Annotated in this window: 13 protein-coding genes; 2 read left to right on the forward strand and 11 right to left on the reverse strand. The window is 42.7% G+C overall.

The window, feature by feature from the left end:
* The 5 genes from B9A91_RS03355 to B9A91_RS03375 all read right to left on the reverse strand — a co-directional run bounded on the left by B9A91_RS03355 (position 1) and on the right by B9A91_RS03375 (position 8,835).
* Entirely contained in the window at positions 1-1,677 is a 1,677-nt protein-coding gene (locus B9A91_RS03355; protein WP_084236999.1) for a DUF5018 domain-containing protein, read from the reverse strand.
* 23 nt (positions 1,678-1,700) lie between these two features.
* Positions 1,701-3,332 carry a RagB/SusD family nutrient uptake outer membrane protein gene (locus tag B9A91_RS03360; protein WP_084237000.1) on the reverse strand — a complete coding sequence of 544 codons (1,632 nt, stop codon included), beginning with the start codon at positions 3,330-3,332 and terminating at the stop codon, positions 1,701-1,703.
* Positions 3,333-3,350: 18 nt separating this feature from the next.
* Complete coding sequence (locus B9A91_RS03365) at positions 3,351-6,848, reverse strand: TonB-dependent receptor (protein ID WP_200815600.1); 3,498 nt, start codon at positions 6,846-6,848, stop codon at positions 3,351-3,353.
* A 156-nt stretch (positions 6,849-7,004) separates the two neighbouring features.
* Entirely contained in the window at positions 7,005-8,171 is a 1,167-nt protein-coding gene (locus B9A91_RS03370; protein WP_084237001.1) for a FecR family protein, read from the reverse strand.
* Positions 8,172-8,256: 85 nt separating this feature from the next.
* Positions 8,257-8,835 carry an RNA polymerase sigma-70 factor gene (locus tag B9A91_RS03375; RefSeq protein ID WP_084237002.1) on the reverse strand — a complete coding sequence of 193 codons (579 nt, stop codon included), beginning with the start codon at positions 8,833-8,835 and terminating at the stop codon, positions 8,257-8,259.
* Positions 8,836-9,373: 538 nt separating this feature from the next.
* On the opposite strand from B9A91_RS03375, the gene B9A91_RS03385 reads away from it, so the two are divergent.
* On the forward strand, positions 9,374-10,105 hold the full coding sequence (locus B9A91_RS03385) for an SRPBCC family protein (protein WP_084237004.1): 732 nt from the start codon (positions 9,374-9,376) through the stop codon (positions 10,103-10,105).
* Positions 10,106-10,122: 17 nt separating this feature from the next.
* Complete coding sequence (locus B9A91_RS03390) at positions 10,123-10,857, forward strand: DNA-formamidopyrimidine glycosylase family protein (protein ID WP_084237005.1); 735 nt, start codon at positions 10,123-10,125, stop codon at positions 10,855-10,857.
* 4 nt (positions 10,858-10,861) lie between these two features.
* Here the strand turns inward: B9A91_RS03390 and B9A91_RS03395 are convergent, their stop codons facing one another.
* The 6 genes from B9A91_RS03395 to B9A91_RS24335 form a co-directional block, all read right to left on the reverse strand.
* Entirely contained in the window at positions 10,862-11,611 is a 750-nt protein-coding gene (locus B9A91_RS03395) for a LytR/AlgR family response regulator transcription factor (protein ID WP_084237006.1), read from the reverse strand.
* Between the two features lies 1 nt (position 11,612).
* Positions 11,613-13,229 (reverse strand): sensor histidine kinase, encoded by a 1,617-nt coding sequence (locus B9A91_RS03400; RefSeq protein ID WP_084237007.1) that lies wholly within the window; start codon positions 13,227-13,229, stop codon positions 11,613-11,615.
* Between the two features lie 190 nt (positions 13,230-13,419).
* Positions 13,420-13,914 carry a DUF6691 family protein gene (locus B9A91_RS03405; protein ID WP_084237008.1) on the reverse strand — a complete coding sequence of 165 codons (495 nt, stop codon included), beginning with the start codon at positions 13,912-13,914 and terminating at the stop codon, positions 13,420-13,422.
* A gap of 7 nt (positions 13,915-13,921) precedes the next feature.
* Positions 13,922-14,485: a YeeE/YedE family protein gene (locus B9A91_RS03410; RefSeq protein ID WP_084237009.1), complete on the reverse strand. Its 564-nt coding sequence runs from the start codon at positions 14,483-14,485 to the stop codon at positions 13,922-13,924.
* Between the two features lies 1 nt (position 14,486).
* On the reverse strand, positions 14,487-14,798 hold the full coding sequence (trxA, locus tag B9A91_RS03415) for a thioredoxin (protein WP_262497581.1): 312 nt from the start codon (positions 14,796-14,798) through the stop codon (positions 14,487-14,489).
* 47 nt (positions 14,799-14,845) lie between these two features.
* Positions 14,846-15,073, reverse strand: a complete 228-nt coding sequence (locus tag B9A91_RS24335; protein WP_317043333.1) for a rhodanese-like domain-containing protein — start codon at positions 15,071-15,073, stop codon at positions 14,846-14,848.
* Between the last annotated feature and the right edge of the window lie 159 nt (positions 15,074-15,232).

The following is a 15,232-nucleotide window of genomic DNA, read 5'->3' on the forward strand; positions in this document are numbered from 1 at the left end:
TTATTTTACGTCAACACAATTAAATTCGTAACAAGCCAGGTTGCCCGCATTAAAATCAATGGTAAAGACCTGCATTTTATAGCCATCTGCGCTTGGGGCAATTAAGACATCGCCACTAGCTGAAACTGCATTCCCTACAGCAGCATATTTGGCAGAAAACACCAATGCACTGGTTTTATCTACATTGCCTTTAAAATTCCCCATTGAAGAAACATCATAAATGTATAGCTCCGAAGAAATGCCCCATCCCGGGAAATGACTTGGGCAGTAGAAGGCCAGGTATTTAGCATTGTTGAATTCTTTGGCATCGGCTAAACTGTTGTTAATGCCCCATCCATTACCCGAAGTCTGATCGGCCAGGCTCAATGCCTTGGTGTTGTTTCCATCCAGGTAATACAGGTTGTTTACACCGCCATCGTAAAAGCCGGCAAAAGATCCGTCGGCAATGTCGGCACTTCTTGAAGTTACTTTAGTACCGTTTACGCCTGCACCCCAGAAAGGAATACCACCGGCAGTAATTACTTCGGCACTTCCTGCCACACCATTTGTTATTACCCACCTCACAAACCTGTTAGAACCCGAAGCAGAAGTCCCCTCACAGGTGGCAATAAGAATTGCCTTTTCGTTCAGATTTCCATAAACAGACATTTTACTTCCTACAGGAAAACCTGAGTTGTTTGTCCAGCTGATGAAAGCTTGAGGCGCAGTTGTTACCGCATTGGTTTTGTATATTTTTAAGGTTTCACCGGCATTGGCATAATCTGCCAGGATGATATTTCCGACAGCATCACTGGTAACAGTGCCATTACCTTTTGCAGCGCCTAAATTCATCAGCCCAACATACTTGCCGGTACTTCTGTTGTAATATTTAGGTGCCTGCCCGTTGGCCGTAGAAACCACCAGGAAGTTGCCCGATGCCGCTAAACCTGGCCTGCTGCCATCGGTATACCCTAAAGTACCCAGGTTAAGGTTAAAACTTAAATTTTCAGAACCACTCCTAAAACCATAGGTAATTTTAGCCGGAGCCGTTTTCATAATAGAGTAAGTTGTTTTGGTTAGCCCATCATGCGCGGTTACGGTAAGCTGGGCAGGGGCATTCAGGTTCATGCCTTCAAGGGAACGATCTAAAGTAGCATGTGCAGACATGGTGACCTCTACATTTACGGCCGACAGGTCTTCGACTGTAATTAAGGAAATCGTTTTCTTATCCTGATCAATGAGCCCGGTTACCCCTGCCGACTCGATGTTAAAGAAAGTAATGCTTGATTTTTTAGATTTGGTACGTTCTCCCCTGATAGAAATCCGCTTCTGGTTGCCAAGCTGATCTGTAAAAGTAAAGAAGTTTTCCTTCGTAAGGTCCAGTATGCCCAGTTTTGGCTCGATTTTGCAATTGTTGGCAAGGTTGGCCTCAATCTTCATCGCCTTCATATACGGTGTAGTTTCATGATCGCTGTCTTCCGGGAAAAACCAGGGCACGGGGATCACAAACTGATCGGTTTCAGCTCCTGTTATATCAAACTTAACGGCTTCCGTTTCTTTAAGATCGCCGGTAGCAAACTTGGCCACCAGGCTGTTGATACCCCTGGCATCGTTTGTTGGCTGTACATACACCGCTTTTTTACAGCTTGTGAGGATAACTACAGCCACTATAATGATATTGAATATGTGCTTTCTCATATTTACATTTCTTAATAATGCAATTAATTCCACTCAGGAAATTGTTTTACCGCTCTGTTGTTTGTGATTTCAACCGTGGGCAACGGAATACGGTACATCTTTGCCGGAAAATTACGGTCCTGTTTGTCACAGTCTACATAAGTGTACTTAAACCCGGCCCCTGCTTTCTCTATCTTCAGTCCGTGTACACGCTTTCCGGTAAACGCGCTTTCGGCCAGCTTCCAACGTTTCATATCCCAGTAGTAGAACCCCTCAAAGGCCAGCTCTACTTTTCTTTCCTGCATAATGGCGGCCATCAGGTCGGGGCCGCTTTTATCGCGGTAGGGCAGTCCTACCCTGGCCCTTACTTTACGTACTGCCGCATTGGCATCTGCAGTGGCATTAGAACGGTAACAGGCCTCTGCATAATTCAGCAATACTTCGGCTAAACGAAAGGCCGTCCAGGGTTGTGTTGATCCATCTTTGCTCAGATCGATATTTTCATCCAGCAGCTTTCTTAAAAAATAGCCGGTCACGGTGCGCCCTGCGGGTACAGCATCGTCTTTCCAACTTGCCCAGCCATCTGTCCCATCAATAAAAGGCTCTATTTTACGTCCTTTCCAACTTGCGCCATTATATAAGATGCTGGCCTGAAAACGAGGTTCCAGATTTGCATAAGGTGGTTCATCCGTAGTTCCGGAGGTATTGTGCCAGGCAGTCCAGTCCGGGAAACCGCCAATTGTTTTCAGCTCATAAGACTCTACCATTTCCTGTGTAGGAGTGCCCATGGCCCCAGCTCCCTTGCGGTCGCCGCCAGGTGCATAATTTGCGTCAAAACTATGTGTAAAGGACGCCTTATTGTAACTGTACTGAAGAATAGCTTCGGTATTTCCCATTTTAAATGCATCAGCATAATTGCCTGTCAGTTCATAGCCTATTTCCAATACTTTGGCGCCTGCAATCTTTGCTGCTTCCCAGCGTTCGGCATACAACATTGCTCTTGACAACAAGGCGTAAGCTGCCCCGACTGTTACCCTCCCATTCGGATTTTTACTGTTCAGCAAGTGTTGTGCAGCAAAATTTAAATCGGCCTGTACAAAATCCCAGCCCTGTGCTTCAGTGCTCAGGCCGGTACTTTTATTGATTTTTGAAAGGTCCTCATCGTAAATGATGACTTCCTTATAGCGTTTTACCAGATCAAAGTAAAGCTGGGCCCGGAAAAACCTGATTTCAGCCTCCAGCCGGTTGCGGTCTGCATCTGCAAAAGTGCCATACTTTTTAAGATTGGACAAAGCTTCGTTAACACGTCTCACCTGCTCATAAACTTCTGCCCAGTTGCCCAGGTAAACAGCCACATAGTTGGGTGTGAGCACACTGCCACCGTAAGCAATTTCATTAGGGATATACATAAAAGCATTGTAGGTCATTGATGAATATTTAAATGCATCTGTAAAACCATCGGTCATGCCTGCAATTGATTGCCCCTTGCTGAAGTTGCCAAAATAATTCAGGTCATGATAAAAGCTGTTGATGGCCAGCTCAGCATATTCGACCTTGCTCCATACCAGTTTATCTGAGGCTGCAGAAGTAGGTGTCATGTCCAGGTACTTTTTACAGGAAGAAAAACTTAAAGCGGCCAGGCCAATCAAAGCAGCTTTGTAGATATATTTTTTCATTTGAATCAAAATTTAAGGTTAAAAAGAGAGTGTTGCACCGGCCATAAATATCCGCTGCTGCGGATAATAGCCATTGTTTACACCAGGCGACTCGGGATCGACACCTTTTGGCAGTCCCGACAGGGTAAATATGTTAGAGCCCTCAACAAAAAAACGCAGTGTGCCCAGCCCCATTTTATCCATCATCTTTTTAGGTATGGAATAGCCGATCTGTGCAGACTTTAAGCGGATATATTTTCCATCCCTGAACCAGAAGGTTGAAGCCAGTCCATTATCGCCCCCATGTGTAGTGGAACTCAGGGTCATTCTTGGAAATGTTCCGTTAGGGTTATCTATGCTATAGGCGTTCTCTACCAAAAATAACGGAGAGTTTGCCCCCTCTTTAAAGGTTTGCGTCCAGATGGTATTGTCATCGTAATAATTGTAATAGGTACCGGTTAACGATACGTCAAAAAACATCCCCCCGGTGAGCTGGGCATTGAAGTCAAAACCATTCCATTCGGCAGCCAGGTTAAGGCCATAAGTAAGCTCGGGCCTGTTTGGCCTTCCGATCAGGCCCCTGTCCTGATAATCAATTTTACCATCTCCATTCAGGTCCCGGTATTTTACATCCCCCATATTCGGACGACTGCCATACCAGGCCGAATTATCGATTTCCTCTTCTGAGCGGAACAAACCATCCGCAATCCAACCAGAAACTATTCCTGTTCTTTTTCCGGTAATCTTTTGAATTTCGGGCGCATTCTCACTATCCGGATATTTTATCCAGCGGTTTCTGGCAAAAGTAACATTAGGGGATATGCGATAATTAAACGCTTTTCCGCCGAGGTTAAAACTCTTACTGTGTTTCAACAACAGTTCAAACCCTCTTGCATCTGTTGCGCTGAAGTTCTCATAAGAAAAGTAATAACCACCCATTGAAGGGGGATATCCGGCCGACATACCCGTCAGGATATCATAGGTATAAGTATAAAAGGCATCGAACTCCAGCCCTAACAGCCCTTTCCACATCGTCATATCGACCCCGACATTATAGGAAAGTGTCTTTTCCCAGGACAGGTTTGGATTGGCAATAACACTGGTATATAATGAATTTTGCAGGGCGCCATTTACCGGCAATTTGCTGCCAAAAGAGTAAGTACTCAGGAAAGCAAAATCGGGCACGCCGTCATTTCCCAGCAAACCTGCAGAGGCACGGATTTTCAAATCATCAATGCTGGTCTGGTTGCGCATGAAATCTTCTTTGGACACCCTCCAAGCCAATGAAGCCGAAGGGAAGAAACCCCATCTTTTGCCTTCAACATTGCCTGCAAACTTATAAGAGCCATCATACCTGCCTGTAAATTCAGCAAGGTATTTTTCGTTGTAATCGTACTTTAAACGGAACACATACCCCAGGCTCCTGGATCCGGCACTACTTCCGCCAATCGGACTATCTGCCGGTGTATTCAGGCCCAGTTCGGGCAGTTCCGGGAAGGCCACATCTTTGGCATAGGCCGATAACGAGTTCGACTTATTGTCGCGGATCTCTACCAGTGCCAGCACATCAAAATTGTGTCTGGCAAAAGTGTTTTTATAACCCACACTTCCCTGTCCTACCAGTTGTCTATTCTGAGACTGGCCTTCGCCCAGGAAATTGAACGACCGTCCTCGTGGATCGAGCATTTTATTGAAACCCAGCTTACTGGTTGCATCTGTTAACCTTACCGCATTTACCGAATAGTAAGTATCCAGGTTTTTATTGTGTGAGGTGCTGTAATCATAAGCTCCTGTAGCTTTAAAACTTAGGCCCTTTAACCAGGGTGTTTTGTATTCAAGGGATATATTGGTCTGCAAATCTACAGCACTTGTTTTTTTGTAGCCTGATTCATTGATTGCAGCAAGCGGGCTATTTGGCGCACCCGAATTGTTTCTTGGGGTAATACCGGTATAAAGACCATTGTACTTAACCGGCAGGTAAGGGTGCATTCCTATAGTTTGCTTGGCAATGGAAAACCATCCCTGTTCCCCTAAACTCGGACTGCTGTCTGTACCTCCTGAAAGAAAACCAGGTGTTTGCCTGTATCCTGTATTACCGGCTACACCAAATTCCATGTTCAGGTGCTGTGCAATCCTGGTACTGATGTTACTGCGCAGGTTATAACGGTCGTATTCAAAATTTTTGATGTTACCTTTATTGCCCAGATAGCCCAGCGATACAAAATAATTGGTATTGTCTTTACCGCCCTGTACGGAAAGGTTGTGTTTGGTGGTCCGTCCGGTTCCAAATACTTCATCGATATAGTTTACATTGTCCCAGCCGTCGTTAGGGTCTCCGTTCAGCATCGCATCCACATCCGCTTTCAGGAAAATCGGGGTATATTCATTTCTGTTTTTGATGGTGCCATTTGCCAGCTTATCCATCATGTCGGCCATGTTGTAATAGTGGGCAAACTGAGGCCCATCCATAAATTCCGGGAAATTGGCATTTAGCGAAACACCGGTAGCGCCACTGTAATTTAAAGTTGGTTTTCCCGAAAGTCCTTTTTTGGTGGTGATGATCACCACCCCGCCAGCAGCTTTTAAACCATAAACTGAAGCTGCAGCACCATCTTTCAATACCGATATGCTCTCCACATCATTTGGGTCCAGATCATTGATAGAACGCGGCATTCCGTCTACAATATAGGTAACCGCATAATTGGAACCACGTATCCTCAATGAGGCCTGGTCAACACCCGGCTCGCCCGATTCCTGTACCGATGATATACCCGGAAGCCGGCCGCCCAATAAACTGGATAGGTTGGTAGATGGCCCCTTCAGCAATTCCTCGCCTTTAATAGAGGATACCGCACCTGACAGGGAAGACTTCTTCTGGGTTCCATACCCCACTACCACCACCTCGCTCAGCGCTGTCATGTCAACCTTCAAGACCAGGCTGATCGTTTTTTCGGCTTTTACTTCCCTGGTTTCATAGCCCATATAAGTAACCACAAGTATGGCATTTTCATCTACTCCGGGAATAAAGAACTCTCCTTTTTCGTTTGTTCTGGCTACCCTGTTGGTCCCTTTAACTGTAATAGAAGCCCCTGCAAGGTCATTTCCCGTTTCTGTCAGGACCTTTCCGCGTACATCAATTGCCTGCAAACCTGCAATAAGGTTATCCAGAAAGTTTTTTTCTTTGGCCCTGATCAGCACGGTTTTTTCGTCAATGGTGTATTTCAAAGGCTGCCCTTCAAATATTTTCCGTAAAACCACATCAATTTCAGCATCCTTAACATGGATACTTACACTTTTCGCGTCTTTCAGTATAGCAGAGGTGAATAAAAAATCGTAACCGCTCTGGGCCCTGATCTGATCAAAGACCTTCCTTAGCGGGGCGTTCTTTTCAGACAGGGTTATTTTTTGCGCATAAGAACTTGCGCTAACCTGTAAAATGGCGGTGAATAGAATTAGCAGGGTAAACCTCATAATCAGCAAAATTCTTGCGATACAGTCTGGCGGCTGTACCATTTTCTTTGAGTAAAAATTGTACATTTGATAAGTTTGGTTAGGCGATTTTACCTTTTCATTTTGCAAGATGGCGAAGGTAACCGCAGTGAGTTGATATGTAATTAATGTATTGGCAATCCAGACTTAGTCAGGATTCCGATTGCCGTCGGTTTCCTGGCTTATCAAGGACTATCTTTGTGATCAGTTTTTGATGACGATAATCCTCCTTCCTTCTATTTTAAAGTGAACTACTCCGGTTGATTCCAGCATTTTAAGCATCTGACCGATGTTCTTTTCGCGCGAGAGCGCACCATTAAATCTCTCTCCGGAAACATCGCCCCTGAATTCCACCTCTACATTATACCAGCGCGCAATTTTGCGCATTACACCCTGGATATCTTCATTATCGAAATCAAAGGTTCCGTTTTTCCAGGCAATAACCTGTGTAATGTTTACCTCTTTTACCAAAAAACCCTCAGGCCTGCTCAAAGCCTGTTGCCCTGGCTTTAAAACCGACGAATGCTTTACCGCCCCCAGGCCGGCAACCTTTACCATTCCCTCTACCAAAGTTGTTTTTGTATCCGGCTCATCGGCGTAACTGTTCACATTAAACTGCGTTCCAAGTACTTCTACCTGCTGCTTGTCTGTTGCCACAATAAAAGGTTTCCGTTTCCCGGCAGTATTGTTTGCTGCACCTGCAGGCTGTAGCATCACTTTTGCAACCTCGAAATAAGCTTCTCCCCGGAGCGCGACCCTACGCTCGTTAACCCGGTTTAAATTGGTTGGATAGGTTAAACTGGAAGCGGCGTTAAGCACTACCAGTGAACCGTCTGGTAAACGGACCTGGAAAGTTTCTCCGTTCGCTGTAGAAAGGGTATTGTAAGTTGCCGTAGCTGATGGAGCAGCTTGTGTGACCTTGTAAATGATCTGTCCATCTGCTGTCTTCGAAATGGTCACGCCCGACTCTGTAGCCAGCTCTCCTTTATGGGCATCAGATAAGGTAATCTTTTTTCCGTTTGCCAGTGTAAGAGTTGCCGAATTTCTTCCGGGCAACACCTCATCGGCACTGAGGCTGGAGGGCTGATGTTGGCCAAACGGCCGGTACTCTGCTTTAAAGAAATAAAGGAAGCCGAGCATTAATGCTATGACCGCAGCAATACGGGGCCAGTAACTGAATTTCCTGGCATTTACAACGGGGCCAGGCAACTGGCTAAACACTTCGGCCTTTATTTCTGCAATTCTTTCAGCAGACAGATCAGCAGTTGTATTGTGGAATTCAAAAAGCCATTTCTCAACTGCGGCCTTTTCGGCTTCAGTACATAGGCCTGCATTGTATTTAATAAGTAATTCTCTCTCTTGTTCTGACATAGCTAAAAGCGGATAGTTCCCGTATTTAAAGACATTACGGGGAAGTACATGCTATACGTGCAGAAAAAAATGAAAATTATTTTAATTAAATTTTTGTCAAGAGCATCAGGAAAACAAAAAGCCCAAGCTTAGCCCTCAGGCGCATCAATGCATTCGACATCTGGCGGTGCACTGTTTTTTCGGAAATAGACAGTTCGTCTGCTATTTCTTTATAGGTATAATTGGATTTCCGGCTCAATTCAAAGATCTTCCGCATCTTAACGGGCAATGCCTGTATTTCTTTATCGATATAAGCCATGAGTTGTTTTTCCCTCACCAGATGATCTGTTTTGGCCTCCTCCTGTTCCGTAGGAAAAGAAATAGAGCCCATATACTTATCGGTTACCCGCTTATGCAGAAAAAGATCTATAATCCTGTTGTTAACAGCGGTAAAACAATAGGCCGAAATTGCACAGTTAAAATTCAGTGTACCGCGTTTAACCCAGAGTACAGTAAAAAAATCCTGCACTACATCTTTTGCTTCGGCCTCGTTTTTAAGACGTTTAAATGCATAGACAAAAAGTAATTGGAAATAGCGGTCGTATAAGCGGGCATAGGCCGAGTGATCGCCTTCTTTTAAAAGCGTAATTAACTGTTGATCGGTATAACCATTATAACCTGTCATTTGCCCAGCCGGTCCATTGATATGATTTACAGCACATCAATGGCTGCATCATTATTTAAATAAAAAAAAACACCTCCTTATTAATAATAAATGAATGTAGATTATATTTTAATAAGATCAAAAAAGTTTTTAATATTTTTAATTAACTGATTTCAAACATAGCCGTTGTCTATTTTAATCCTCTTTACAGCTTATGCTCATCTCACTAGTGGGCCAGGAAGTGATCTCCTCGCTAAGCACTAAGTTGCTGGCTTCTTGCAATGTTTTATCGCATACAGTTCTTGTTTTTTCCGATCCTGTTTTTTTAATGGTACATTTCCAGCATCCTACTTTATCATCTTGGGTACAGGAAATCAAGCCACAAATGATCAGAGTCAGGGTGCAGCGTAAAAAAATATTGGTCATTGCAGCGAGTTTGTGCGAATATAGAAATTTTTAGATCGCCCCTGCTATTTTTCATCATCACGAAAACTAAAGCAGCAGGTCTTTGTTCATTAGGCAAATAGTACTACCTAACAGATACATAAATCATTTACACATGAAAAACCAGTTTAGTAATCAGATGATAGAACGTTTGACCAATTTCGGATTAGCCAGTACAGGAAAAGAGAATATTGACCAGGGCGAAAGGATCATATCCCTTATTGTCGGGGGATGGTTGCTCTGTAAAAGTATTAAGAACATCAGCAAACACCCATTTCTTGGACTTCAGGGTGCTGCAGCGGGCGGGCTCATGCTCTACCGCGGAGCAACAGGAGTATGCCCTTTGTACAAACAGCTCGGTAAAGACACTACGGATCCGCAAGCCATCAATATTACTGAGGATATTGTTGTAAATGCACCCAAAGAAAAAGTTTATGCTTTCTGGCGCGAGCTTTCCAACCTGCCCAAATTCATGAAACACCTTAAAAGCGTAGAAGAGGTAAGCGATGAAGTATCCCTTTGGACAGCCAATACCCCCGGGGGATTGATAGATCTGAATTGGAATGCCGAAATTACCAGGGAAGATGAAGGATCGTACCTGGGCTGGCAGTCACTGGAAGGCTCTATGGTAGACAATGCGGGTAAAGTAGAATTCAGGGATACCTTGAACGGGACAGGCACAGAACTCCACATCGAAATCGACTACTTTCCTCCGGCAGGCAGCGTAGGCAGGGGCATCACCACACTCTTTAATGGCATATTTGAACGTATGATCCGTGAAGACATACAACGCTTCAAAACCTATGCAGAGGAAAGTGATTTTAAGCAATATGCAGGGCTGGTTTAAAAAGTCTATAATAGGATATGCCTGAAGGACCATCGATTGTAATTTTAAAAGAACTTATCGACGCCCAACATTTAGAGGGGCAGCGGGTTATAGCAGTAACCGGCAATACAAAAATTGATAAGGAGAGAATGCTTCATCAGCAGGTAACTGATTTTAAAAGCTGGGGCAAGCATTTCCTGATTTGTTTTGAAGGTTTTGCACTCAGAATACATTTTTTAATGTTTGGCAGCTACAGAATCAACGAACAGAAGGGAACCCCTGTTCGGTTGGGCTTATCTTTTGAAAATGCGGAACTGAATTTTTACTCCTGCTCGTTGAAATATGTTGAAGGGGATATCAACGCCAGCTACGATTGGTCTGCAGATGTAATGGCTGAGGAATGGGATCCGAAAAAAGCATTAAAAAAAGTGAGGGCAAAAGCTGCAGCATTCATTTGTGACATTTTGCTGGACCAAGACCTGTTTTCTGGCGTAGGCAATATTATAAAAAACGAGGTCCTTTACCGTGTAGGCCTGCATCCATTAAACCAGGTAGAAAACGTGCCGCTCGCTAAACTCAAATTATTAATAGCAGCGGCACGGGACTATAGTTTTGATTTTTTAAAATGGAAAAAAGCCTATGTGCTCAAAAAACACTGGCTGGTAAATACCAAAAAAAATTGCCCCCTGGGGCATCCCCTGCAGAAGGCATATCTGGGAAAAACAAAAAGAAGAACTTTTTTTTGTCTGGCCTGCCAGAAGTTATATGAATAGCTGCTTACAGCTGCTGTAAGGCCTGTTTTACGGTGTCTTTGTTGGGCTTGGAAATGGGTATCTTTTCTCCGGACATTAACAGCAGAATACCGCCATCTTCTTTTAACCAGCTTTTTACATATTTTGGATTAACCAAATGGCTTTGGTGCGTTCTTAAAAATCCGTTGGGGCGCAGCAAATCTGCATATTCTTTAAGGGGTTTAGAAACCAGTATTTTTTCGCCACCGGAAAGGAAGAAGTGGGTATAAGTATTGTCTGCTTCGCAACGTATAATTTCTGATAAAGTAACATACCTTATTTCGCTTTGCATCTGCAGGGCAATTTTGCTTGCGTTGGTTTCCGGCTTTTTTAGTTGCTGCAGTAAAAAATCGAGCTGCGGGTTTTGTATTTGCACCGCCATTTTTTGTCCGGCGTTGTTTACCGCATTGATCAATTCTTCAATATCAATAGGTTTTAAAAGGTAATCCAGGGCGGCAAATTTTACAGCTTGTATGCCATACTGGTCATGAGCGGTAACAAAAATAACTTCGAAATTACGCTTTGGAAGTAGTTTTAGTACATCAAAACCTTTTTGCTCACCCATTTGAATATCCAGGAACACCAAATCCGGCAGATATTTTTCAATGGCATCAACCGCATCATTTACGTTTTGTGCCGTTGCAATTATAGCTACCTGCGGACAGTGCTTTTCCAGCAAAGTCCGCAGGTTTTCCAGGTTCGAAATTTCATCGTCTATTAAAACTGCTCTAATCATATTACAGCCAATCGGTTAATGTTAAGCTTATTTTAGTGCCGTTACGGGTTGATTGTATGGCTAAGGTAAATCGATTTTCTTTATAAATACTATTTAACAGGGCTATTCGGCTGTTACTTAATTGCAGCCCCAAACCATTAGTCTTTTTTTGTGGGTCAAACCCATTTCCGTTATCGGAAACGGTCAACACCAGGTCGTTTCCCTGCTTCATTAAGCCGATAACAATTTTTCCGTCGCTAGCTTTTTGTGATATGCCATGCTTCACCGCATTTTCTACAAAAGGTTGCAGCAGCATGCTTGGTATTTCTATGTTATCTAAATCTAAGTCTTCGGAGGGGTTAATTCCGTACTTAAAGCCGAACCGCAGCTGCTCCATTTGCAGATAATCGTCTAGCAAAGTTTTTTCCTGCGATAAACTGATCAGCTCTTTATCATCAAGCACGTTACGGGTTAAGCGGGCAAATTTAGAAAGGTATTTATTGGCATTGTCTGTTTCGTTTTTGTTCATCAAATTTTGAATGCCAGAGAGTGCATTAAACAAAAAATGAGGGTTTAACTGAGCACGGATGGAGTTCAACTGAAGCTTTGCGGTGTTCTTTTGCTGCTCTTTTTCTGCCAGCATTTTTCTGTTTCGTTTTTTGTTGAAGTAAAGGATGACCAGGAAAGCCAGTCCGATAACAAGTGCGACGATAAGGGTATAGCTCAGCAATTCTTTTTTGGTATAGTTTTCCTCTGCCAATGTTACAGAAAGCATATGTCTGGTAATGTATTTTTCTATGTCTTTTGCTGAAAAATCACAATTGCGGCATCCTTCCCATTTAATCAATGGCTGAATGATAATTTCATAATCACCCGATTTTTTGAAAATGCTTTTGTCAAACACTACGTACGGCAAAGCCTGATGATCTTCACTTATTATGCCACCATATTTCCAGGTAGTAGATTCAAATACGGTCTTATTTGTTTGCTTGTCTTTTATTGAGATGGAGTAGAGGTAATCGATATCCGATTTGTTTTTAACAATGGTTAGTTCATCGTCCTTTTCAGTGAAAGTAAGGTCTGTTCGTTCCTTTGGGTCGGTAATCCATCTGTAATCAACCCCTTTGTCAATTCTAAAGCGCTGTGAAAAACCCTGAATTTTAGCTCTTGGAATAGGCTTTCCGTAAAAGATGGTTTTGTAAACATCCTGAGGCTTTTGGATATCGTAGGTGATGATGGTAATGACTTTATCTTTAACAGCAAACACACCAAAATTGGCAGAGCGGAGTATTTCGTCCTCCCCTATGTCAGCAGCTTTCAACTGTGTCAGGTCTATCGATTTATTAAGCGCTATCGGCTTGTCATCCTCCAAAATTGTATACCTGTAGTTCGCTGGCTTGTCCTGCTTTCTAAAATAGATTGCAACACTTACGTTGTAAACCTGGGGTAAGAAATTGAAGGCTGTATTTGGCTGGTTTTGGAATACATTCGCGTAAAACACATTTTTAGCTGAACTGTCTACAGACATCAGCATTTTCCCTCCTGTAGCGGTCTTGCTGAAAAAGTTGATGCCTTTTTGTGCATTTGCCGACGATAATGCAATAATGAAACTGAGAAATGTGAATACGATCTTTTTCATAATGTAAGTTTAATTTTCATCAAACTTGTGGCAATAATAGCAAAACTAAAACCATAAAACAGGAAAGGCTGTGCTCGAAATAGCAGATGTATGGTTTTGTACAGTATTTGAGATGAATAAGAAAGATTGCCCAACGGTTCAAACAAGCATAATAAAGGTTGGACAGCAAATTTCACATTGGGAAACGAACTTAATGCGGCAATTTATCTCTTAACAAACCATAAGTCCAGGTACCTGCGATGGCACTTAAAAGCGTAACTAATATTACGGTTGCTCCGGTGCCAATTTGTGCAAAAAGAGGGCCCGGACAGGCGCCGGTAATTGCCCAGCCTAAGCCGAAGAGTAAACCGCCGTATATTTGTCCTTTATTGAATGTTTTGGAGTGGAATTCGATGGTTTCGCCATAGATGGTTTTAATATTGAATTTCTTGATGAGCCAAACCGAAATTACGCCTACAACCACAGCACTACCAATAATACCGTACATATGAAAGGATTGTAAGCGGAACATTTCTTGAATACGGAACCAGCTAACTACCTCTGATTTAACGAAAACTATACCAAATAACACCCCTACAATCAAGTATTTAATATTATGATACCACCTATGGTTTAAATGACTTTCGTTTACGCACATGGCATCCAGAGAACGAACTTCAAAATCTGTGTTTGTATTTTGCTGCATAATGATTTTAAAGAGATAAAATGTAAGGTAAAATTAGGTTGGCCATAATGAAGCCGCCAATCATAAAGCTGATTGTTGCGATTAAAGAAGGCCATTGCAGGTTAGATAGGCCCATAATGGCGTGTCCGCTGGTACAACCGCCAGCATACCGAGTGCCAAAGCCGACCAAAAACCCACCTACAACCATTAGCATGAAGCCTCTAAGGGTAAACAGCGAGGCCCAACTCATCACATCAGTTGGTACCAGATGATCGTAGTGAGTAATTCCATAACCGGCCAATTCACTAGCCAATTTTGGGTTTACTTCTATAGGATTAGGATTCGACAAAAAGCTAATTGCAACTACACCGCCTAAAAATATTCCAAAAACAAAAAAAAGGTTCCATACTTCTTTTTTCCAATCGTACTTAAAAAAAGGGATGTTTGCAGGGAAGCACGAAGCGCATATATGTCTTAACGACGAACTAATCCCAAAAGATTTATTGCCCAGTATCAACAGCGCGGGTACAGTTAATCCAATTAATGGCCCGGCTATGTACCAAGGCCAGGGTTGTTTTAAAAATTCTATCATTTTATAGGTTCTCGTTTATTAATTTCTCTAAATCAGAAACTGGTATTACACCTGATTGCCTCCATCGTATTTCTCCTTTTTTAAACAAAATGAGTGTTGGAACACCACTTATGTGGTAAGCGGCAGCGGCATTTTGATTTTTATCTACATCGATTTTTATAATGCTGGCTTTATCGCTTACCCTTTTTTTTAAATCTTCCAACATTGGCGCCATCATTTTGCATGGACCGCACCATTCAGCAAAAAAATCTACTAAAACCGGTTTGTCTTGATTGATGATTTCTTGAAAAGTCATATCTTTTATTTTTATCATTAAAATCAGCTAATTACGTACCAAACAGTGATGTAACAAGTTGCGTTTTATATTGTTTTACCTGGGTTAGCCAACCATTCCTTCATTCCGCCCGAATAGTTTTTTATCGTATCAAACCCGTTTCTTCTTAAAATAGCGTAAGCAATTGCAGCCCTGTCACCACCCTGGCAATGGATAACCACTTGCTTGTCTTTACTAATTTTATACAGGTTATCTTGTAAGGTACCTACAAATACGCGTACTGCACCTTCAATATGACCATTATTATATTCGATCTACTTTGTTACGCGTGTCTATGACTTTGATCCGATCGTTATACGCCTGTAAAAATTCTGCTGAACTTAGCTCCTTATGCTTTGGTATTTCGACCAGAAGCGGACGGTTTATTTTGTTCAGGTAATTCATCATGGCAAAGTATTTTGGCACCTCAGGTT

The organism is Pedobacter africanus (genome assembly GCF_900176535.1).
Classification (GTDB): domain Bacteria; phylum Bacteroidota; class Bacteroidia; order Sphingobacteriales; family Sphingobacteriaceae; genus Pedobacter; species Pedobacter africanus.